Below are 20,390 nucleotides of genomic sequence, written 5' to 3'. Positions count from 1 at the left end.
TCTGTGCGTTTTACAAAATCGCTTGCCACCATTGTTTTTGTCGGATCTCTGCTCGCGGGCGCTCCCGCCTACGCAATCGGCGGGGATGGTAAACCGATAATCGATTCGGCCACCTGTAAAGCAATGGTCAAGGCTGCAGATGCGGGAGAGCCGGTGGATAATCCGTCGATTCTCCATCTCTCGGATCAGATGCCTTCCTACATTGCCGACGGCACTTTGGATTACGTTGTTGCCCCGGATTTTCCGTACCGCGCACAGCTAGATGCTGCTACTCAAGAGTGGAATGAAAAGCTCGGTGGCAAGGTAGTGCTTCGGGAAGTGACCAAGGACAAGGCTGATTCGGATACTGTGAACGTTCGCTATGTGCCAAGGCCGGACTCGCGAGTCTTAGCTTCTGCATCGGAAATTAGTAAGGAGATGACGGTTTTCGTTACTTCCACTCTCTATCCCGATGCAATTCGCAGCACTCTTGCCCACGAGTTTGGGCACTTGCTCGGTATCCGGCACACTTGTGATTACACCTTGATGGCTGCATCGCAGCACCGCCATCCGGCAGCGCATGTCACTCCGCTCGATGTCGCAGCCGTTCTGCAGGGACAGTTTGATTAGATTGCGTACACATGCCAGAAGTCGACACCTCTGGCGGCGTGGTGCGGCTATCGCAGTGGGGTATGCACTTGACCGCATTTTCGCAGACCCCACCAATCACCATCCGGTGGCCCTCTACGGGCAGGCCGTCAGCAAACTTGAGCGCCGAATCTACGCCGACTCCAAAGCGCGCGGAGTGGCGTTCACCGCAATCGCCGTGGCCACACCGGTAGCGCTTACCGCCGCAGTCAGCACAGTCGCACCGAGTCTCACGCTGGCTGCCGCCACGTGGGCTTCGCTCGGCGGCACCACTCTCCGCCGTACTGGCGAGCGCATGACTGACCGACTCACCTCCGGCGACATCGATGCCGCCCGCGAACTTGTGCCGTGGTTGTGTTCGCGTGATCCGGAAGCTCTCGACGCTGATGGCATCGCCCGAGCGACCGTCGAATCGCTCGCTGAAAATACCTCCGACGCAGTCACCGGCACTCTCATGTGGGGTGCCATTGCAGGCGCTCCTGGTGTGGTCGCTCATCGAGCGGCTAATACCCTCGACGCGATGGTGGGGTACCGCAACGCTCGCTATCGACAGTTCGGGTGGGCCAGTGCACGGCTTGACGACGTCGCCGGGTTCTTCCCCGCGAGACTTACAGCTGTCGCAACTGTGGTTGCAGGTCCGGACCGTCGTCAAGCATTGGTAGCGTGGCGACGAGACGCCGGCAACCACCCAAGTCCAAACGCGGGCGTCGTGGAGGCAAGCGCTGCAGGCGCGCTGGGGCTGCAGCTGGGCGGCGCGACGGTGTATCCCAGCGGAGTGGAGATGCGCCCGGTGCTTGGCAGTGGTCGGAGGCCTGCGGTGGCCGATGTGCGGCGTGCCGCAGGGCTGAGCAAGCGAGTGCAAAACATTGTTGCGCTCAGCTGCGCCGGAGCAGCAGTAATTGCCGGATGTATCCGACGCGTGAAAGCGCGAGCTGAGAGTTAGAAACGCTCGTCGTATCGGTTATCGCGATAACCTGCGGCGCGGTGGCCAGTGTTGCCGTAGCGTTGCGCCATGCGCTGACGGTGCAGCTCGGCGGCGCGATCCTCGTCGGACTTAGCCGGCGGAGGCGTCGGAGTGGCGTCGTCGTCCGATTCGGGTGTTGCGGCCTCGGTGGCATCAGCGTCATCTACTGGTTCCGCGGCTTCGGCGTCGCGGAGGTTCTTGGCCATCTCCTCCTGCTCCGCGCGGTCTCGTCTGCGCTCGACGATTTCAGCGCGAATGAACCAGACGACGGCAAGCGGCACGAGAGCGCCGAAGAAAATCCATTGAATGCCGTAGGAGAGGTAGGGGCCGGACTCCAGAGTGGGCAGCGGAATGGCCTCGATGACGGCATCGGATTTGTCCGAGAGCTGAAGCCAATCGGGGTTGAGTTCGGTGTCGACTAGCTCGGACACTTCCTTGGTATTGATTCCGTAGACCTGCGGCGGGGTGCCGGCGATTGGAGCGGTCTCGGCGGGAATCTCGTTTCGGCGGGTAAAGGCCGAGATAGTCAAGGTGCCCTTCGGGGCTGGCTCAACATTGGGGGTGCTGGAGTCTGTAGGGCGTACAAAGCCACGGTTGACCAGGTAGTTTTCGCCATTGTTAGCGACGAAGACATCGAGTACCTGGACAGCGGGTGCGCCATTTACTGGGCGGTTACGCAATAGTACGCGGGTATCCGGCAGGAAGGACCCGGTGGCGGTAACGCGACGCCATTCGTTGCCCTCGACGAAGCCTTTGCCCTTGGGCATTAGCTCATTGACATCTACGGGGTCGAGCTCGAATGAGTGCTCAAGCTGCTGATTGCGATGCTGCGTCGCGGTGTTCTTACCCAACTGCCACGGAGCCAGAACAGTAAATGCGAGATAGGAAAACGCAATGGCGACAATCGCAGTGAGAACCCATCCAGGGGTCAGAAACTGGCGCACATTCTTAAACACATTCATTGAGCTTACCCGGTGCTGTGGCTGGCACTAGAGCGGATGGCACTGTTGCGGCGGGTGGGCAGTGGCACCTGTTTTAAAAGTGCATACCAAATGAGCACAGTGCTGATGAGGCGATGAGGGGGAGGAAAAGGCTGATTGCCGTGAGGGAAATCTCGCTTTCACAACGATTCACCTGCGCGGAGATTGAGTGAACTTCGGGTAAAGTTGTTTGAGCGTATTTGACGGGGAATCTACCCGGGATAGATGGAAAGAGAGGTGTCGTGGTGGGCACGCAAACAGCGAAATCTTCGCCTTCACGCCGCTTCAGCACAGTCTCGCGCCAGTTCATCAAGTTCGGTCTGGTCGGCGGCACAGGTGTGGTTGTCAACCTGATTGTCGTGATTATTGCCCGCAAGTTGGGTCTCAGTCTGGGCACCAATGAGCACGACGTGTTTATGAACTTGTTCGGAACGCGGTGGAATATCCGTTACTCCCACGTCTATGCAACTCTGGCGTTTGTCGTGGCTAACATCTGGAACTTCCAGCTCAACCGGTCCTGGACTTTCCGAACTGACAATCGCCCGAACTGGTTTAGGCAGTTCTTCCCATTTTTATTTGCAGGTATCTCAGCGCTGATTGTGAACCTGGTAGTCATCACGCTGCTGACTAACCCCACCTCGCCGCTGGCACTGCCGGTGGATATTTTCGACGACTCCACCGGCTTTAGAAACCGCCTCTACTGGGCAAACCTTATCGGCGTTATTTTGGGCACGCCCGCTAACTTCATCTTGAATAAGATTTGGGCGTTTCGAAACCGGGGCAATGCCAGCAAAACAAAAGAAAAGGTTGTTTTGAAACCTTAGCGCTCAGAGGCCAGCGCCAGAGTCTCACGCAACCATGCGATGATTCCCGGCGTCGCGGCCTCAATTTCGTTTCGAGTGCGGACGAATCCCTCCGGACCTCCGTAGTAAGGATCGGCCACGACGGCCCCCTTCGGGGATGCCGGGTCGAAGGAGCGCATCAGGCGAATCTTCTCTTTTGGCACGCCAGCGTGGAGTAGACCATTGATGTGCGATTCATCCATGGCGATGAAAAGCGTTGCATCCATGTGCTCATCGCCCAGCTGTGCCGCGGTGTGGTTCGGATCGTAGCCAGCATTTTCCAGCTCGGCTTGTGCTCGCTCGTCGGCGGGTTCTCCGACATGCCAGCCGCCGATTCCGCAGGAGGCGAGCAGGACATCGTCGGCAAGCGCATTGGCTTCAACCGCGTCACGGACGATGATTTCAGCCATGGGGGAGCGGCAGATATTTCCGGAGCAGACAAACACGACGTACACGGACTCAGTACGATGCGACGAGTTCATAAGCATAATAGGCAAAACCAAACTTCTCGGAAAATAAAAATAGGATTGTCACTAATCGTTGACGAGTCTTAAAGATACAACATTTCCCGCACAACACGATTCAGGTCCTCAGGCGAGGACGCCACCGCCGCTGCCGATGCCCACTCAGATTCCGAGCCGTAGCCCCATTTAACAGCGATGGCGGGGATGCCGAACTGTGCGGCGCCCTCAAAATCATGGATGCGATCGCCAACCATTACGACCGAACCGTGCGGACGCACTGCTTCATCGGTTTCAATGCCCAACTCCTTGAGCGTGTACTCAATGACCTCAGTCTTAGTCTGTCGTGAGCCGTCGTCGCTGGCGGCGCCGATGAAGTCAAAGGCGTCGAGAAGCCCGAAATTGTCCAGGGTCTTGCGGGCGAAGTAGTCGCCCTTGGACGTCGCAGTGGCTAGTTGGACACCAGCTGCCCGCCAATCGCGCAGGAGCTCCGGCCAGCCGGGGAACATCTCGGCACGCTGCCAAGCACCGGCGTGTTGATGCTCCATGTACACAGCGAAGGCTCGGTCGACTTGTTCGTCGGAAAGTCCGAGGGATGCGAGTGTCTCCACCATTGGCGGGCCGGGGATCGTGTTGATAAAGCTCTCGGGCGGAAGTGGGTGGTCAATTGCCTTCAATGCAAGGCGGAACCCATGTGCGATTGCGGGGAGAGAATCGGCGATGGTGCCGTCGACATCAATAAGGACAGTGGGGCGATGGCCAGTGGACATATTGTTCATCCTAAAAGGTCATTAGGCTGGATGGCATGTTAAACGACCCGCTGCGCTATCACGGCGATCAGGCCGCCCATGGCGCTGACCTGGACTTTGCCGTCAATGTTCACGGCACCACACCGCAGTGGCTGCAGGACTCGCTTGCCACGTCCCTTGGAGAACTTGCCGCGTATCCGTCTGCGCAGCTCGATGCCGACGTCCGCGCCGCCATCGCCGCCAATCACAATCGCAGCGCCGACGAGGTTCTGCTTCTTCACGGCGTCGCCGAGGGCTTTTCGCTCTTGCCGCACCTGGGCTTGCCCGCCACCATCGTCCAGCCGCAGTTCACCGAACCTGAAGCCGCGTTCCGCGCCGCGGGAGTCGGGGTGGATTCGCTGGTACTACCGTCGCCGTACACGCTCACGCCTACGCTTGCCGACGTCCACGAGAACGCCTCCTCCCCGCATTCCCAGCAGCTTGACGGTCGGATGGTCATCATCGGCAATCCGACTAACCCCACCGGTGTTGCTCATTCAGCGGATGACCTGCGGGGGCTCGCCAGCCGTTGTGGGATCTTGGTCGTGGATGAGGCATTTATGGACATCGCCGATGGTGAGATTATTCGGCGGTGCTCGCTAGCTGATTGCAGGCCGGGGGAAGCGAACAGTATCCCCGATAATGTCATCGTTTTCCGCAGCATGACTAAGACCTGGGCAATCGCAGGCCTGCGCTGTGGTTACGCGCTGGGAACCCCTGAGCTCCTGGCGCAGTTGGGGCGACTGCGTCCGCACTGGCCACTGGGCACGCTGCAACTTACCGCTATGGCGGCAATCGCGCGTCGCGAGGCAGAGCTGTTGCCACAAATCCGCGCTGAGATTGGTCAGCAGCGCGAGGCTATGACACAGCTGTTAGTAGCCGCCGGCTGGCAGGTGTTGGATTCCAAGGCTCCCTTTGTGCTGGCACGCCCGGGGGTTGCCCTGAGCACGCATGATGGTCCGGGCGCTGCGGAGGTTGACGTCGTCAAGCACGAGCGCCTGAGACAGCGGCTCGCTGCGCGCGGAGTAGCCGTGCGGCGTTGCGACACCTTCGCCGGTTTGGACGGTTCGTGGTGGCGGCTGGCTGTGCGGGACGAGACGAGTGTGCGGCGGCTTATTGCGGAAGTAGCGGATTTGCTGTCGCAGAACTGATGGGGCGGGGCAGAGTTCACTACGCTGGAAGAGAAGCTGGAGAGAAATGCATGTTGAAGGGATGGATGTATGACGGACTCTGCGCAGACCCGTGCCGAGGGCAATAACGCAGTGGTGACCGTTGCCGACGTGCGTGCGGCGATGGACGCGGCCTACCCGCCGGCACTGGCGGAGAACTGGGATAAAGTTGGCCTGATCTGCGGTGACCCGCAGGATGAGGTGCGTCGCATCGCGTTGGCGCTGGACTGCACTGACGAGGTTGCAGATCGCGCGATTGCCTCCGGTGCTCAGATGCTCGTTGTGCACCATCCGCTGCTTCTGCGTGGTGTGAATTCCGTGGCGGCGGATACACCGAAGGGTCGGATTATTCATAAGCTGATTCGGGCAGGTGTAGCTCTTTTTGCAGCGCACACCAACGCTGACAGCGCCCGACCGGGTGTCAACGACCAGTTGGCCACGGTGCTCGGAGTTGAACCGGGTGCGCCGCTAGCTCCGCAGCCGGCTCCCGGCTTGGATACCTGGACAGTGAAGGTTCCGGCAGATCACGTCGATAAGGTCGCGCAAGCCATGTTTGAGGCGGGCGCGGGCACTATCGGCGACTACGACAGCTGTGCGTTTCGCATTAACGGCCGCGGCCAGTTCCGCCCGCTGAGCGGGGCGAATCCCTTCATCGGTGCCGAGGGGCAGATTGAGTATGTCGAGGAAGTACGCCTGGAGATGGTCGCGCCACGGTCCGTGCGCGCGGCGATTGTCAAGGCTCTCGTTGCGGCGCATACGTATGAGGAGCCTGCCTTCGACATCGTGGACAATCAGGCTACCGGCTTGGATCCGCAGCAGGCTGTGGGCATTGGGCGAGTGGGCACGCTGGATACGCCGATGCCATTTAAGGACTTCGTCGCCCGTGTGGCTGAGCGCCTGCCCGCAACGGCATGGGGCGTGCGTGGCGCAGGCGATCCGGAGCGGATGATTCGCACGGTTGCCGTCGCATCTGGTTCAGGTGACTCTTTCCTGGACACTGTGGCAAAGATGGGCGTCGATGCGTTCGTTACCTCTGACCTGCGGCATCATCCTGTCGATGAGACACTGCGGACCGCGGACTTCTGCGTGGTGGACACGGCTCACTGGGCCAGCGAGTTCCCCTGGTGCTACCAGGCCGCAGACATGCTGGCCGAGAGGCTCGGGGTCGCGACCGAGGTCCTTGAGGTGCGCACCGATCCCTGGACAGTGGCAGAATCGTCGACACAGGCAAGGAAGTGAAGACCATGAGGCTTAGTCCACAAATCCAAGTTGCGATGTTGGAAAAGGCGGAAAACCAAACTCTGTTGGATGGGCTCACCGCCCGCCAGAACGTTCTGCCCGAGCGTGCCGAGTTGCAGGAGCTGCGCAAAAAGCACAGCCGTCAGGCCAGTGAGGCAGCGCGCTCCAAGCTCAGCGCCTCCGATATCGGCCGCGATATTGCCAAGCTGGAATCGGACATCAACAAGCTGAAGGCCCGCGAAAAGGCAGACCGTCTGTCGCTCGGTGCCGCAGAAGACGCATCCACGCGCCGTGACCTCGAACACGACCTGCGCTCCACCAAGCGGCGCCGCGAACGCGCTGAACAGGAACTCCAGCAGTATGAGCGCATGCAGGAGGCCTATCAGGTCGACGCTGAGCACGAATACGACGCCGATGAGGCGCACGATGACATCGTCGCTGCCAAGCAAAGGCTTAACGACGCCGAGGTTGACCTCATTGCGCGCATTTCCATCGCTGAGACCCGAATCGAAGAGGCTGACAAGCTTATTGATGGTTCGGCAGCCAAGCTTTACCGTCGTCTAGCGCTTGCTAACGGCATCCCCGTTGCACGCCTGAACGGACGCACCTGCGGATCCTGCTTCATGGAGCTCGATGTCGGAACCGTGCATGAATTCACCACGCTCGCGCCGGAAGAAGTGACGTTCTGTCCTGAATGCGGCGCGATGATTGTGCGTGCGGAAACGCTGGGAGCGGTGAAAGGCAAGTAGATGAGCCAGGCTGCAGACAAGCGCGATAGCGCGCCGGGCTGGACGGGGGCGACTACGGATCCCACGCGGTTGGTGCTGCTGCGCCATGGGCAGTCGCCAATGTCGATTCGCCGGGAGTACTCGGGAAGCCGTTCGAACCCCGACCTGACAGAGGTGGGCAGACAGCAAGCGAAAGCGGCAGCACGTCACCTGGCGGCGCTGGTCGATAGCGGCAACATGAGTTTCTCGGCGATTGTGGCCTCTCCACAGCGTCGTGCACAGCAGACAGCAGAGGCGGCAGCCAAAGCGCTCGGGCTGGACATCCACGTTGAAGAGGATCTGCGCGAGACCGACTTTGGGCAGTGGGAGGGCATGACTTTCTCCGAGGCTCACAACGCCACCCCTGAGCTGCACAGTTCCTGGCTTGCGGATCCGGCCGTGGCGCCACCGGAGGGGGAGGATTTCCCTACCGTCGATAGCCGAGTGAGCGCCGCGCGTGAGCGCATCGCTCAACAATTCGGTGCCTCGGATGTGCTGGTAGTCAGCCATGTCACGCCAATCAAGTCGCTGCTGCGCCAGGGGCTCGGCTGCGGCTTTGAAATCTTCACTCGCCTGCACTTGGACCTGGCCAGCCTCTCCATCGCGGAGTTTTACGCAGATGGGCCGACATCGGTGCGGCTGATTAACGACACCAGCTACCTGCGTGGTTAGCAGCCGAGCACGGCGGGTTATTTGAATTGCGGTTGTGGCGGGTACACTAACCATTCGAGCGAGCCGGCCGGGTGATCGCGGCAGTTAACGGAACCGGACGCCTCTTTTACAGAGTGTGTCCAGGCCGCTGTCGAGGAAAGTCCGGACTCCACTGGGCATGGTGGTTGCTAACAGCAACCCAGGGTGACCTGCGGGAATAGTGCCACAGAAAATAGACCGCCGGGCGCACAGCCGATGTCTTTGACGTAAAGCTGTGGAGATCCGGTGAGGGTGAAAAGGTGCGGTAAGAGCGCACCAGCGGGGCAAGTGATTGCACCGGCTAGGTAAACCCCACCAGGAGCAAGGCAAAATCGCGCATGCTTCGTCGTGCGCGTGCGCGAGTGTTTGAGGGCTGCCCGTCCGATACTCGCGGGTGTGCTGCTTCAGGCTGTCAGCAATGGCAGACCGAGATGGATGATCGCCACCCGGCGCTTTCCGAAAGGAGCGCCGAGGGACAGAATCCGGCTCATAGGCCGACTCGTTCACACAAGCTCTATTACTCGACCACCGCGCCGGCTGCAGTGTTCTCCACACGGATGGTCTCGGAACCGCCGTCGTTAAGCGCGGAGGCAATCCGATCGGCGTCGTCGACGTGGGACCACATCACCAGCGACGCACCCGGGCATGGCGCACAACGGGCAATCTTCTCGCAGTCAATGGTGTCGGTCAGCTCGGCAATCTGCCCCAGCACAGAGCTTGCCGACGGCGCGGAGCCACGCTCACTGACATCGCGCGAAACCCCTGCGATGGCTGCTTGAATATCGCTGTGACGGATGTGGCCGATGACTGCGCGGGCACGGTCGGAGGATGCGTCGGCTTCGTCAAGCCACTGAATGGCACGGCCGATGGTCGGGATGTCTTCGTCGTCCGGGTGCACCTCGTGACGAGCACGCACCCAGTCCGCGACCCGCTCTTGTGAGTCGGGGAGGCTAGCGAGAGTCGGCACGCCAAAAGCGGCGCAGGCTTGCTGGAAGAACTCGTAGCGCTCCTCGTCGGGCGAACCGCCGGTGACATCGGGGGAGTAAGCGACAGTCAGCGCCAACGACTGCGGGAACGCCGTCTGCGTGACTGCCTCATCGGAGTGGTTGATGCACAGTAGGCTGTCCGGGCGGCTGCGCAGCGCCGTGGTGTAGGGGTACAGCGGCCACGACTGTCCCTTAATCTGCACCATGGTCTCGTGGATAGCGGTGGCAATACGCGTGCGGGTGGGCACATCATCGCGGTCGCCAAAACGCGCATTGAGAGCCAGCGCGAGAGCACACTGAATTGCCGGAATCTCTCCAAAACCGCGACCTGGCGCGATGGTGGAGGCAATGGTGACCTTCAGGCCGTTGCTGTTGCGCGGAACGAGATGCAGCGAGTGTTGCAATGCGACAATGGCAGCCGCGACAGCGGTCGGCACCTGAGAAAAAGCGGCGGGGACGCTATCCGGGAAATCCATCTTGGTAGTTTCGCGCTTGTACACGACAACGAGCTGCTGCTCGTCAATTTCCTCGATGCCGACCGCAGCATAGGCCGGAATGGCGGTGGCTAGGAGCATGCCGCCGGAGGACGCGCAGTCCTCACCCAACAGGTTGATGGAACCCGGGGCGTATGCAACTGAAGCATTAGAACCGACGGCATCGAAGACGTCGTTTACGACAGCGGGTGCGGCGGGCATGGGTGAAACCTCTCCAGAGATCGGACTCATAGTGCTGGTGTGCAGTGTTCGCGTTCAACGCTTGTGTTCTAAGGTGAACAATTCCGTCGATAATACCCGGGTCGGGGGACAGTGACAAACCTATATACTGGGATTTTATGTCGCCGCAGCGCACATGGCAGGCAAATGGTTGCCTCTCTGCAAGTTTGCTTATGTGTGGAGTTGGCGGTGACAGAACCGCTTGATAACTCGACAAGTTCTCGATGTGGAAGAGGAGAAAAATCGTGAGCGACAACAGCAGTAAGTGGTACTACCAGCCGTCGACGGGCACGGTGTTTCAGGGAAAGAAAACCGGTTGGGACGACCGAATGGGCCCCTACGATTCCGAAGAGGAAGCCCGCGCTGCCATGGAAAAAGTCGCCGAGCGCAACAAGGCGGCCGACGACTGGGATGAAGAAGATGACGACTGGGGAGTAGCTGAAAAATAAGGCTCTACGCCTTTAGGCCTTCTTGCCCTTCTTAATCTTCTTCTCCATCTTGCGGAAGGCCTTGAAAACCTTTGCCACGGCATCGTCGTACTCAGCCAGGGCCTTCAGGCCGTCGTAGTACTCCATCTGGTAAAGCACGCCGTAGCCGAAGGTGTCCCTGCCCGCACGGGAGGCACGCTTAGCGCGAGCCAGCACGAAGTCGCGCGCAGTACAGGTGTCCTGGAAGTCACCGAGAACCGACTGCAGGTTCTTGCAAGCAGCGTAGAGCTTCTCGGTCGGCAGGTCCGCGTTCTGAGCAGCTTCCGCGCTGTAGCGGAGCTTCTTCGCAGCCTTGCGGACATCGTGGTAACGCTCGTCCAAATCTGCCTCTGGCAGGTCAGCATCCTCGCGGCCATCGAGTACCAGGTTGTGGCGACGACGGAACTTCGAAAACGCGCTGCGCAGGTGATCAAGCAGCACCGCAGTGGTGTCGAGTTCCTTCGGTGCCGCTACCTTCTCCGGCTCGGCCTTGTCTGAGGTCGTGGAAGCTGCTGCATCGGCGGCAGTATCAGCCTCAGCCGCGACCTCGGAACCAGCTGCCGACGTATCCTCGGAGTCTGCGTTCTCCGCGCCGTCGACAAGCGATTCGTCCTTCTTCTTAGACTTCTTTTCCCCAGCCTCGGCCTCGTCCGCATTTGCGGCAATTGGCGGATTGGCGAGGAACTCATCGAGATCGTCGAGAAGTTGCAGGTACTCGCTTGAATTGAGTGCGAAAATGACGCGCTGATGAGCGCGGTCGTAGTCCTTCTGGACATCCTCGACGAGATTCGCACGCAGCTCCTCGCCCAAAGCGGCGCTTTCGCGATTGGCCAGCAGCTCCTCCCAGCGCATAGCGACGACCTCAGCGTCACGAGCCACGCCGAGAACACCCGCCAGCTGCTTGAGGTTGCCCTCCAGTTCAGCGACCTTATCGCCCACAACAATGCCGTGGAAGGTCTGCATATGACTGCGCAGCTCACGAGTGGCGACGCGCATCTGATGCACCGAGTCAAACTCATCGCGGCGTACCTTCGGGTCGTACTCGACCATCTTGGCCACGTTAGCGGCCAGCGCATCGACCACAGTGCGCCCCGGAGTACCCTTCGGCAGCTTCGCTGGAACCGGCGGCAGGGGAGCGGAGTCGATGGAGTCACCCAACGCCGTCGCCAACTTCGAAGGGCTTTCCGACGGCACGGCGCCAGCCACCTCAGCGACCTTGGACATCGCTGCCATTACGGCCTTACCGTCCGGGTGATTTGCCCAATCCCCGAGCAGCTCAATCTCCCACTCACGCCAAGTAGTGGTTTCGCCGCCATCGAGGAAGGAAGTCGCCGTGACGTGATCATCCGCAAACTCCGCCATGGGCGTGCCATCGAGGGCAAACACCGTGGTGACGTGGCGCTCATTGTCTACCTGCGCGATTGGTTGCAGCGGGTGATTGCGCACAATTGCGCGCACGGGGGCAAGCAACTCGGTAGGCACGATGTAGTCAGCATCGCGGCCTTCACCGTTAACAGAGCCCTCTTCCAGGCCAACGCCATATTCGAGGCGACCGCCGGTACCCGGCGCCTTCAGATGCCACCCCTCATCGGGGCCGCCCGTGCGGCGACGCAGAGTGTGCTTGGACCGGGTCAGACGCAGGTCCGCCGTGTCCAGGTAAATCGCGGAGAGATTTCGCACCTCAGTGGTGGTGGAGCCAACCTGTGGAACGAAATCGAACGATGGGGCTACCACTTCTGGGGTAGCTGAGAACTTAGATTCCACCTCCAACGCCGCAGTTGGAGTTTTGGACTTAGAACCAGACTTAGATGCCATAACCACTAATCCTACCCCCGAATCGAAGAGCTAACCCGAGAAGTTCTGCGCCTCAGTAGGGAACTCGCGGGAGTGCACCTGGTCGACATACTGCTTCGCTCCCTTGGTCAGCATCTCGCCGACCTCTTCGAACACCGAACTAAACGACGGCCTGCGGCCATCGGCCGGAACTGCAAAGGCATCCTGCCAGACGAGAACCTGGCCATCGCACTGGTTACCAGCGCCAATGCCACAGGTTGGGATGGATAGCTCGCGGGTAATCTCGGTGGCCAGATCCGCAGGCACCATCTCAAGGACCACGGCCGCGGCACCAGCATCGGCTACCGCATGGGCGTCGGCACGCAGCTGGTCCGCCCCCGCACCGCGCCCCTGGACCTTGAAACCGGACAGCGCGTTGACGGACTGCGGGGTGAAACCGATGTGCGCCATGACCGGAATGCCGGCGTTGACCAGCGCACGGATGCGCGGGGCGATACGCACGCCACCTTCGATCTTGATCATGTGTGCGCCGGTTTCGCGCATCATCTTCGCGGCGGACAGCACGGCCTGCTCATCGGAGGCCTCGTAAGTGCCGAAGGGTAAATCGGCAACCACAAGTGCGTTGCCAGCGCCCCGGACGACACCGCGAGCAAGCGGGATCATTTCTTCCAGCGAGATCTCGGTGGTGGTGTCGTAGCCGTAGACAACGTTTGCTGCAGAGTCGCCGACCAACAGCAGCTCGACACCGGCGGCGGAAAAAGCGCGCGCGGTGGAGTAGTCGTAGCAAGTCAGCATTGCCCAGGGGCGAGACTCAGCCTTCCATTCGGCCAGATTATTCAGACGAATCTTTTTTCCGCTCATGTCAATAGAGCATGCCATAGTCACCCGCAATTCGAGGCCACGAGGGCAGCGGTTATGACACGGGCGCGGCAGTTGGCTAGCCACGCCGGATGGTCAAAATGTGTACCGCGAATCCGGGCACCTGGGTAACGTTGGAAAGTATGAACAGTCAGCAGGAATTCGTCCTCCGCGCAATCGAAGAGCAAGATATCCGTTATATCCGCCTCTGGTTTACCGATATTTTGGGGTATCTGAAGTCCGTTGCCGTCGCACCGGCTGAGCTCGAGGGCTCCTTTGAAGAGGGCATTGGTTTCGATGGCTCCGCGGTGGAGGGCTTTTCCCGCGTTTCCGAGGCTGACACTATCGCGCAACCGGATCCTTCGACGTTCCAGGTCATGCCGCGTCTGCATAAAGAAGACACAATCACGTCCGCGCGCATGTTCTGCGACATCGTCATGCCCGATGGTCAGCCGTCGTGGGCAGATCCACGCCAGGTGCTGCGCCGCCAAATTAAGGCGCTTGCCGACGAGGGCTTCCACGCGTTCATCCACCCGGAGATTGAGTTTTTCCTAGTAGAGAGCCTGGCTACTGATGGAAAGCCGCCGGTGCCAACGGACAATGGCGGTTACTTTGACCAGGCGGTCTACGACCGCGCACCCCGCTTTCGCCAAGAAGCGATCACGGTGTTGGAAGACATGGGAATCCCTGTGGAGTTCTCCCATCACGAAAATGCGCCGGGTCAGCAGGAAATCGATCTGCGCTACGCCGATCCGCTGACTATGGCGGATAACGTGATGTCTTTCCGCTACATCATTAAGCAGATCGCAATGAAAAACGGTGTGCAGGCGACATTCATGCCGAAACCTTTCCAGGATTTGCCGGGCAATGGCATGCACACTCATATTTCCCTCTTTGAAGGGGACACTAATGCATTCCACGACCCGGATGATGAAAACCAGCTCTCCGACACCGCAAAGGGTTTCATTGCCGGCATTCTGACTCACGCCAGCGAAATTTCCGCTGTGACCAATCAGTGGGTCAACTCCTACAAGCGCACGGCATTTGGCGATGAGGCTCCGACGTCCGCGACATGGGGCATGGCCAACCGCTCGGCTCTCGTGCGTGTGCCCATGTACTCACCGGGTAAGGCACATTCGCGCCGGGTGGAAATTCGTTCCTTGGACTCGGCCTGTAACCCGTATCTTGCTTACTCGGTGATTTTGGCCGCCGGTTTGAAGGGAATTAAGGAGGGCTACCAGCTTCCGGAGCAGGCAGAGGACAACATCTCCGAGTTGACCAAGCGGGAACGACGTGCGATGGGCTACCGCGATTTGCCGACATCCCTGGAGGTGGCGCTGCAGGAGATGGAACGCTCCGATCTGGTGGCCGATGCTCTCGGTGACCATGTCTACGAGTTCTTCCTGCTCAATAAGTGGCGCGAGTGGCGCGAGTTCCAGCGTCAGGTGACGCAGTGGGAGCTGCGCACAACTCTGGATTACTAGTTTCCCCGTACCGCCCCCTTCCTTTTTCGTCTTTAATTTGTTTTTTGGGTGACCAGTTTCAATGGTGATGAATCGACCTCGCACATCTCGCCAATCAGTGCCGCGGCCCGCAGCGCTGGGCTTGCGTAATGACGATCGGACGCGGGCTGACCTGGAAGATTTGGGGTGGTACAACGAGGAGTCCCTACATCTGTTGTGGGGTCTTGCCGGAGCCAGCGACCCCAAGCTGGCGCTTATGGCGCTAGTGCGGCTGAAAGGCGCTCTCGACGAGCTGGAGCAGCAGGGAAAGCTGGAGAACTGGGCCACCTGGTCCGGTCTCGATGAAGCCATGCGCGAGCAGGTGCCGCTACGTACGCGTATGTTTGCGCTGCTCGGCGGCTCGAGTGCACTGGGCGATCACCTGGTTGCACACCCAGAAAAGTGGGTTCTGCTCCAAGCTGAGTTTCCAACTGAGGCAGACATGTTCCGCGAGATGCTCTCCAGCGTCGGGGCTGTGCCCGAGGTCATCGAACTCACTGATGAGGCCAGTCTGGAAAAGCAGGAGGATCCCGAGTATCGCAACCCCGTCGTTGCGCCCGCCACGCTTGAAGGCCCCGGTTTGTACCGTGCGAAGCTAACCGGCCGTGAGGCCGAAGTTGCGATGCAGTGCGCCTACCGCGACTTGATTATGCGTATTGCGTGCTACGACTTGGCTGGCACGTACCCACGGGGCCCTCGCCGTCCGGGACAGCCACAAGTCCCATTCCGTCAGGTCTCGGAGGCACTCAGTGATCTGGCTGATGCGGCGTTGACGGCTGCACTCTCTGTCGCGGTGCAACAGGTCTTTCCTTCGTCGCCGGTCTCAACACGCCTGGCCGTAATCGCCATGGGCAAGTGCGGTGCGGAAGAGCTGAACTACATCTCCGATGTGGATGTCATTTTCGTCGCAGAGCCGGCGGATGCCCGAGCCACCCGTTTGGCCAGCGAATTTATCCGGATTTCTTGCCACTGCTTCTTTGAGGTCGACGCGAATCTCCGACCGGAGGGTAAGTCGGGTGCACTCGTACGCACCGTGGATTCCCACGTCGCCTACTACAAGCGGTGGGCTGAAACCTGGGAGTTCCAGGCGTTACTGAAGGCGCGGCCGATGACAGGCGATATCGAGCTGGGCCGCGAATACATCGATGCTCTAGCTCCGATGGTGTGGACCGCCTCTCAGCGGGAATCCTTCGTCGATGATGTTCAACGCATGCGCGCCCGTGTGGTCCAAAACGTCCCCGAAGAGCTTCGCTACCGAGAGCTCAAGCTCGGTCGCGGTGGTCTGCGTGATGTCGAGTTCGCGGTGCAGCTGCTGCAGCTGGTCCATGGTCGCTATGACGATAGCCTCCGCGTGCTGCCAACTGTGATGGCACTCGACGCACTTGTCGAGGCTGGCTATATCGGTCGCGAAGACGGTGCCGCGCTGATTAACGCCTACGAGTTCGTCCGTCTGCTGGAGCACCGCCTGCAGCTGCAAAAGATGCGGCGGACGCATTTGTTGCCTGCCGACGACGACACCGAAGCTCTTCAGTGGCTCGGTCGCGCCTCTGGCATCGTCGGTGAGGGCGGCACCGATGCCAGCAAACCGCTGGCCAAGCAGGTTCGACTGGCCAGCTCACAGATCCGCTCCCTGCACAACAAGCTTTTCTACCGTCCACTGCTGAACTCCGTGGTGGAGCAGGACATTGGAACCCTGCAGCTATCGGCCGATGCGGCAAAGCGCCAGCTGGCCGCGCTGGGCTATCAGTACCCGGATCGCGCCTACGAGCATCTTTCTGCGCTGGCGGCGGGCACCTCGCGCAAGTCGCGTATTCAGGCGATGCTGCTACCGACGCTGATGGAGTGGCTATCGTCGACGCCAGACCCCGACGCGGGTCTGCTCAATTATCGCAAGCTCTCTGAGAAGCTCCACGACGAAACGTGGTTCCTGCGTACGCTGCGCGATGAGGGCGTCGTCGGCCAGCGGTTGATGCGGGTGCTCGGTTCTTCGCCGTACGCGTCTGATCTGATTATGAGTGCGCCGGACGTAATTAAACGGTTCGGCGACGGCGCGTCCGGGCCGAAGCTACTGAATACCGACTCCGATGCAGTCGGGCGTGCGCTGGTCGCAGCGGCTGCTCGTCACAACAGTCCAGCTAAGGCCATTGGTGTGGCACGTGCGTTGCGCCGTGCAGAGCTCGCGCGCATTGCCTCCGCAGATCTCTTCGGACTGATGGATGTGCAAGAGGTCTGTCATTCTCTGTCGATGGTGTGGGACAACGTACTCGAAGCTGCCCTCGCCGCCGAAATCCGTGCGTGGTCGCTGGAGCATCCTGACTCGGAGGTCCCGGGCATTATCTCCGTAATCGGTATGGGGCGACTCGGCGGTGCTGAACTGGGCTACGGCTCCGATGCCGACGTGATGTTCATCTGTGAACCCCGCAAGGACGCCGATGGAGCGCCGCTTGTCGACGATTCCGAGGCGGTCAAGTGGGCAACCAGGATTTGTGACTCGTTGCGTCGTCGGCTGGCAAAGCCAAGCCAGGACCCGCCATTGGAGGTCGACGTGGACCTGCGCCCAGAAGGACGCTCGGGCCCGATTGTCAGGACCCTGGATTCCTATGTGACCTACTACGAGCGCTGGGGTGAAACCTGGGAGATTCAGGCACTGCTACGGGCTACCTGGATTGCCGGCGACAAAGACCTGGGCACCCGCTTCCTTAAGGCCATCGATCCGCTGAGGTACCCACAGGGCGGAGCTGATGCCAAGATGGTCCGCGATGTCCGTCGTATGAAAGCGCGTGTTGATTCCGAGCGACTGCCTCGCGGAGCCGATCGCCGTACCCACACCAAACTCGGTTCCGGTGCACTGACCGATATCGAATGGACTGTGCAGCTGCTAATCATGCTGCATGCCCACGAGGTGCCGGAGTTGCACAACACGTCGACGCTGGAGTGTCTGGAAGTGCTGAAAGACCGCGGAATTCTAGATGCGGAGGATACCGACGCACTTCGGGATGCCTGGCTGATGGCGACGAATGCTCGCAATGCGCTGGTGCTCACCCGTGGTAAGCGCACGGATCAGCTGCCCCAGCCGGGGCGTCAGCTGACTCAGGTCGCCGGTGCGGCGGGGTGGGAGGCATCGGATTCCAACGGTTTTATTGAGCACTATTTGCGTCTGACTCGTCACTCCAGCCGTGTCGTCAATCGTGTGTTTTGGGGTGAGGAGAACCCCGACCACGAGTAGGCCGGGCAGAGGTCTGCCGCACCTCGCTGCGAGGCTCAATATGTGGCAGCGGGGTGCAGCCTTTGTCTTAGCACGGCGACCGGGCATAATGGTGGGCTATGGAACGCAACGTCGATTACTCGGTACGCCCTAGGTATGAGGATTTCATTCTCAACCTCGATGGCACTGACCTGCGTTTTTTATTGAGCCGCACGTGCCCAGCCGCTGATACCTCAGCTGCTGGGCAAGAGGCGGTGGAATTGCTGATGTCACAGGATTCAGCGCATACGGCGCTGTCTTTTTGTGATCCCGATGTTCTCGATGTGGCCCACTTGGTTCATATTCTGGAGGATTCCGCATCGCTGGATACCCTCACAGAAGTGGCCTATTGGGCATCGGATGCGGACGTGATGGCGCACGATACGCCGAAGGGCGTTGACCGCAAGCGTCGTCGCGTCGGCAAGCAGCAGCTTGAGCATGTGCTACGCCGTGGCCAGCGCCAGGGGCTCGTGTGGGAGGAACCGGCGGGCGTGTGGCATGTGCCGCCACATATTTCGGAGGTGTTCCCGGCGGAACCGAGCCTTAGCTTCCGCGTCGCCGACTTAGTGGCGAATATGCCAGCGGATGTGCTGAGTCGCCGTATGGAGCGCATGGGGCTGGAGCCGGATAACGCGCCGGGAGAGGGCACACCGCGAGCCCTGAACGCCAGCGATTTAACGGTGCGGAATGTGCAGGCTCGCCAGGTGGAGCTCATTGCAGGCTTCCTCTGCGATCCGGTGAAGGTGCGGGCTCTGGTGATGACAGCTCCGGTGGATATTCGCAATGAGCTGCGCTGGATGGCAACCGACGAGAAGTACTTGCCCTCCTATATGTGGTCTGAACTACGTGCCGACGCGGTGCGCTGGGCCGAAGAGCGTCTGCTGCTGACTGTGCTAGAAGAACCGGCGATGCCGACATTTGAGCAAGAATCGGAAGCACGCAACGAATCGACAGTGGTTGCCCGCCTGGTGGGCGCAGTCGCGTTGGCGCTCAAGGGCGACATGTGGTCGATTCGTAAGCCGCATCCGACGGAGTCTTTCCCGGCAACGCTGGAGTCAAAGGAATTGACCGAAGCTTCGGTGGCTGCGGTGGCGTTTGCTTCGGCGTTTATGGATGCTGCGGGCAGCGGCGACGGACGTCTGAAGGACCCGTTGCACATGTATGAGGAATCGAGCCTGCTGTGGATTCAGGACTTCGCAGCGTCAATAGGGGCGAGTGCTTTCGCGGCGCCCTGGATTGTGGAGATGCTGGTCAACGCGGGATTGATTCACGCTGACAGCGGGCATCCGACGCCGCGCGCACTGCAGTACTGGTACAACGCTGATGCCTCGACCCGATGGGCGTATCTCGCGGCGGGCTTCCTCGTTGGTCGCGGTCCGTGGCACGGCGAGTTTCCGTGGGTGACCATGGGCGTCGATGATCTGTCGCATGCCACCCTTGCCTACGGCTACCCGTATGCCGCGCGTGAAGTAGTGTCACTGGCCGCGCAGCTGGAGGAAGATCAGAAGTTCTATGGCTGCTGCGTCGAAGGGCATATGGCTTGGAATGTCGACAACCTCTGCGCTCGCAATGGCGCCGATGGGGAAGCGATGGTCGGTTGGCTGCTGGAGCAGGCCGGCATCTTGGGTATTCTCTATCATGGGCACGCCTCCTGGCAAGCCATGGCCATCATGTATGCCTTGCACGACATCTGGCTGACTGATCAGCACGTCGGTGCTCAGCGCATGGCCGAACTCATCGCTGAGTATGCCGCTGGCCAGGTGCCGACGGCGGAGGCAGTCCAGATTGCCCGCCTGTTCAAGGATGCCGCACCTAACGAGCGCCTGGCTGCCACATTGGATGGCGTCGCCAGCAACCAGGTTGCCCTCGCGTTGGACTTCATCGGCGACCGCGAAACCTGCGCGGAAACTTCTCGCTGGATTATTTCCGAGGAGAGCCTGCGTCGCGCTTGCCTCGCGGTTGACGGCGACGTCGATGTCCTGTTTTCCCAGCTGGGGCCACTGGTCAATAGTTCTATGAAGCTGGTCATCTACGCCGAGCTAGTCCGCATTACCAAGACCGAGAAGCTGCAGGAAATGTATGAGCGTGAGGCCGTAGCATCAACGCCTTCGCTTGACGACGTCCCGGAGAACGCAGCCTCCGAAACTGACACCGGTGAGCGCGCTTCCCATGGTGCTCAGACCGATGGCAGCGAACGCACGGCGGATAGCGGCCGCGCAGACTCCTCTGGGCGATCGGAGGACTCGGATGACTCGGAGGGACTGGAAGGACCAGAGCAGCTTTCGCTGTTCTAGCCGCT

The 20,390-nt window shown here is 60.3% G+C and carries 16 protein-coding genes, 1 other RNA gene and 1 pseudogene; 12 read left to right on the top strand and 6 right to left on the bottom strand.

Features of this window, described 5'->3' with window-relative positions; all coding sequences use genetic code 11:
* The first annotated feature begins 3 nt into the window (after positions 1 to 3).
* Together ADB02_RS02750 and ADB02_RS02745 are read left to right on the top strand one after the other, a co-directional pair.
* The gene (locus ADB02_RS02750; protein WP_126108112.1) at positions 4 to 609 is read left to right on the top strand and encodes a hypothetical protein; all 606 of its coding nucleotides are present in this window, start codon (positions 4 to 6) and stop codon (positions 607 to 609) included.
* The gene (locus ADB02_RS02745) at positions 575 to 1,570 is read left to right on the top strand and encodes a cobalamin biosynthesis protein (protein WP_370449428.1); all 996 of its coding nucleotides are present in this window, start codon (positions 575 to 577) and stop codon (positions 1,568 to 1,570) included. The genes ADB02_RS02750 and ADB02_RS02745 overlap by 35 nt, the downstream gene beginning before the upstream one ends.
* Here the strand turns inward: ADB02_RS02745 and ADB02_RS02740 are convergent.
* Complete coding sequence (locus ADB02_RS02740; RefSeq protein ID WP_049189600.1) at positions 1,567 to 2,553, bottom strand: SURF1 family protein; 987 nt, start codon at positions 2,551 to 2,553, stop codon at positions 1,567 to 1,569. The genes ADB02_RS02745 and ADB02_RS02740 overlap by 4 nt on opposite strands.
* 260 nt (positions 2,554 to 2,813) lie before the next feature.
* Between ADB02_RS02740 and ADB02_RS02735 the strand changes: the two genes are divergently transcribed.
* Positions 2,814 to 3,395, top strand: coding sequence for a GtrA family protein (locus tag ADB02_RS02735; RefSeq protein ID WP_042388795.1), 582 nt, complete (start codon positions 2,814 to 2,816; stop codon positions 3,393 to 3,395).
* Here the strand turns inward: ADB02_RS02735 and ADB02_RS02730 are convergent.
* Entirely contained in the window at positions 3,392 to 3,895 is a 504-nt protein-coding gene (locus ADB02_RS02730) for a low molecular weight protein-tyrosine-phosphatase (RefSeq protein WP_369707166.1), read from the bottom strand. The two genes, ADB02_RS02735 and ADB02_RS02730, sit on opposite strands and share 4 nt — an antisense overlap.
* A 68-nt stretch (positions 3,896 to 3,963) precedes the next feature.
* A complete protein-coding gene (locus ADB02_RS02725) occupies positions 3,964 to 4,644 on the bottom strand; it encodes an HAD hydrolase-like protein (RefSeq protein WP_049170165.1) in 681 nt (226 codons plus the stop codon).
* Positions 4,645 to 4,679: 35 nt separating this feature from the next.
* On the opposite strand from ADB02_RS02725, the gene cobC reads away from it, so the two are divergent.
* The 5 genes and pseudogenes from cobC (at position 4,680) to rnpB (ending at position 9,033) form a co-directional block, all read left to right on the top strand.
* Entirely contained in the window at positions 4,680 to 5,813 is a 1,134-nt protein-coding gene (gene cobC / locus ADB02_RS02720) for an Rv2231c family pyridoxal phosphate-dependent protein CobC (protein ID WP_049189599.1), read from the top strand.
* A gap of 69 nt (positions 5,814 to 5,882) precedes the next feature.
* Positions 5,883 to 7,070: a Nif3-like dinuclear metal center hexameric protein gene (locus ADB02_RS02715; protein WP_049189598.1), complete on the top strand. Its 1,188-nt coding sequence runs from the start codon at positions 5,883 to 5,885 to the stop codon at positions 7,068 to 7,070.
* Between the two features lie 5 nt (positions 7,071 to 7,075).
* Positions 7,076 to 7,819 carry a zinc ribbon domain-containing protein gene (locus ADB02_RS02710; protein ID WP_049189597.1) on the top strand — a complete coding sequence of 248 codons (744 nt, stop codon included), beginning with the start codon at positions 7,076 to 7,078 and terminating at the stop codon, positions 7,817 to 7,819.
* A 24-nt stretch (positions 7,820 to 7,843) separates the two neighbouring features.
* A pseudogene (locus ADB02_RS02705) lies at positions 7,844 to 8,509 on the top strand (histidine phosphatase family protein); the annotation flags it as partial.
* A 59-nt stretch (positions 8,510 to 8,568) separates the two neighbouring features.
* Positions 8,569 to 9,033, top strand: an RNA gene (gene rnpB / locus ADB02_RS11100) — RNase P RNA component class A.
* 11 nt (positions 9,034 to 9,044) lie between these two features.
* Here rnpB and ADB02_RS02700 read toward each other — a convergent pair.
* Positions 9,045 to 10,208: a galactokinase family protein gene (locus ADB02_RS02700; protein WP_049170173.1), complete on the bottom strand. Its 1,164-nt coding sequence runs from the start codon at positions 10,206 to 10,208 to the stop codon at positions 9,045 to 9,047.
* 263 nt (positions 10,209 to 10,471) lie between these two features.
* Here ADB02_RS02700 and ADB02_RS02695 point away from each other — a divergent pair, with 263 nt between their 5' ends.
* Positions 10,472 to 10,675 carry an SPOR domain-containing protein gene (locus ADB02_RS02695; RefSeq protein ID WP_016423068.1) on the top strand — a complete coding sequence of 68 codons (204 nt, stop codon included), beginning with the start codon at positions 10,472 to 10,474 and terminating at the stop codon, positions 10,673 to 10,675.
* A 12-nt stretch (positions 10,676 to 10,687) separates the two neighbouring features.
* Here ADB02_RS02695 and ADB02_RS02690 read toward each other — a convergent pair whose 3' ends face one another.
* Positions 10,688 to 12,508 carry a CYTH and CHAD domain-containing protein gene (locus ADB02_RS02690; protein WP_049189595.1) on the bottom strand — a complete coding sequence of 607 codons (1,821 nt, stop codon included), beginning with the start codon at positions 12,506 to 12,508 and terminating at the stop codon, positions 10,688 to 10,690.
* Positions 12,509 to 12,538: 30 nt separating this feature from the next.
* Complete coding sequence (panB, locus tag ADB02_RS02685; protein ID WP_224783789.1) at positions 12,539 to 13,348, bottom strand: 3-methyl-2-oxobutanoate hydroxymethyltransferase; 810 nt, start codon at positions 13,346 to 13,348, stop codon at positions 12,539 to 12,541.
* A 140-nt stretch (positions 13,349 to 13,488) separates the two neighbouring features.
* Between panB and ADB02_RS02680 the strand changes: the two genes are divergently transcribed.
* The 3 genes from ADB02_RS02680 (at position 13,489) to ADB02_RS02670 (ending at position 20,385) form a co-directional block, all read left to right on the top strand.
* A complete protein-coding gene (locus ADB02_RS02680) occupies positions 13,489 to 14,829 on the top strand; it encodes a glutamine synthetase family protein (protein ID WP_005511085.1) in 1,341 nt (446 codons plus the stop codon).
* 61 nt (positions 14,830 to 14,890) lie between these two features.
* Positions 14,891 to 18,073, top strand: coding sequence for a bifunctional [glutamine synthetase] adenylyltransferase/[glutamine synthetase]-adenylyl-L-tyrosine phosphorylase (locus ADB02_RS02675; protein WP_049189593.1), 3,183 nt, complete (start codon positions 14,891 to 14,893; stop codon positions 18,071 to 18,073).
* A 98-nt stretch (positions 18,074 to 18,171) separates the two neighbouring features.
* The gene (locus ADB02_RS02670) at positions 18,172 to 20,385 is read left to right on the top strand and encodes a hypothetical protein (protein ID WP_049189592.1); all 2,214 of its coding nucleotides are present in this window, start codon (positions 18,172 to 18,174) and stop codon (positions 20,383 to 20,385) included.
* Positions 20,386 to 20,390: the final 5 nt, after the last annotated feature.

The sequence above is a fragment of the Corynebacterium sp. 212_CJEI genome (genome assembly GCF_001055915.1).
GTDB classification, from domain to species: domain Bacteria; phylum Actinomycetota; class Actinomycetes; order Mycobacteriales; family Mycobacteriaceae; genus Corynebacterium; species Corynebacterium jeikeium_D.
Note: the sequence above shows the minus strand (reverse complement) of the source record. Positions and strands in the feature narration are given on the sequence as shown.

Bases quoted from the DNA above. Each gene is read 5' to 3' on its own strand.
- ADB02_RS02745 (WP_370449428.1), top strand. From the start codon at position 575: ATGTCGCAGCCGTTCTGCAGGGACAGTTTGATTAGATTGCGTACACAT.
- ADB02_RS02740 (WP_049189600.1), bottom strand. From the start codon at position 2,553: ATGAATGTGTTTAAGAATGTGCGCCAGTTTCTGACCCCTGGATGGGTT.
- ADB02_RS02730 (WP_369707166.1), bottom strand. From the start codon at position 3,895: ATGAACTCGTCGCATCGTACTGAGTCCGTGTACGTCGTGTTTGTCTGC.
- ADB02_RS02725 (WP_049170165.1), bottom strand. From the start codon at position 4,644: ATGTCCACTGGCCATCGCCCCACTGTCCTTATTGATGTCGACGGCACC.
- cobC (WP_049189599.1), top strand. From the start codon at position 4,680: ATGTTAAACGACCCGCTGCGCTATCACGGCGATCAGGCCGCCCATGGC.
- ADB02_RS02715 (WP_049189598.1), top strand. From the start codon at position 5,883: ATGACGGACTCTGCGCAGACCCGTGCCGAGGGCAATAACGCAGTGGTG.
- ADB02_RS02710 (WP_049189597.1), top strand. From the start codon at position 7,076: ATGAGGCTTAGTCCACAAATCCAAGTTGCGATGTTGGAAAAGGCGGAA.
- ADB02_RS02700 (WP_049170173.1), bottom strand. From the start codon at position 10,208: ATGCCCGCCGCACCCGCTGTCGTAAACGACGTCTTCGATGCCGTCGGT.
- ADB02_RS02690 (WP_049189595.1), bottom strand. From the start codon at position 12,508: ATGGCATCTAAGTCTGGTTCTAAGTCCAAAACTCCAACTGCGGCGTTG.
- panB (WP_224783789.1), bottom strand. From the start codon at position 13,348: ATGAGCGGAAAAAAGATTCGTCTGAATAATCTGGCCGAATGGAAGGCT.
- ADB02_RS02680 (WP_005511085.1), top strand. From the start codon at position 13,489: ATGAACAGTCAGCAGGAATTCGTCCTCCGCGCAATCGAAGAGCAAGAT.
- ADB02_RS02675 (WP_049189593.1), top strand. From the start codon at position 14,891: ATGGTGATGAATCGACCTCGCACATCTCGCCAATCAGTGCCGCGGCCC.
- ADB02_RS02670 (WP_049189592.1), top strand. From the start codon at position 18,172: ATGGAACGCAACGTCGATTACTCGGTACGCCCTAGGTATGAGGATTTC.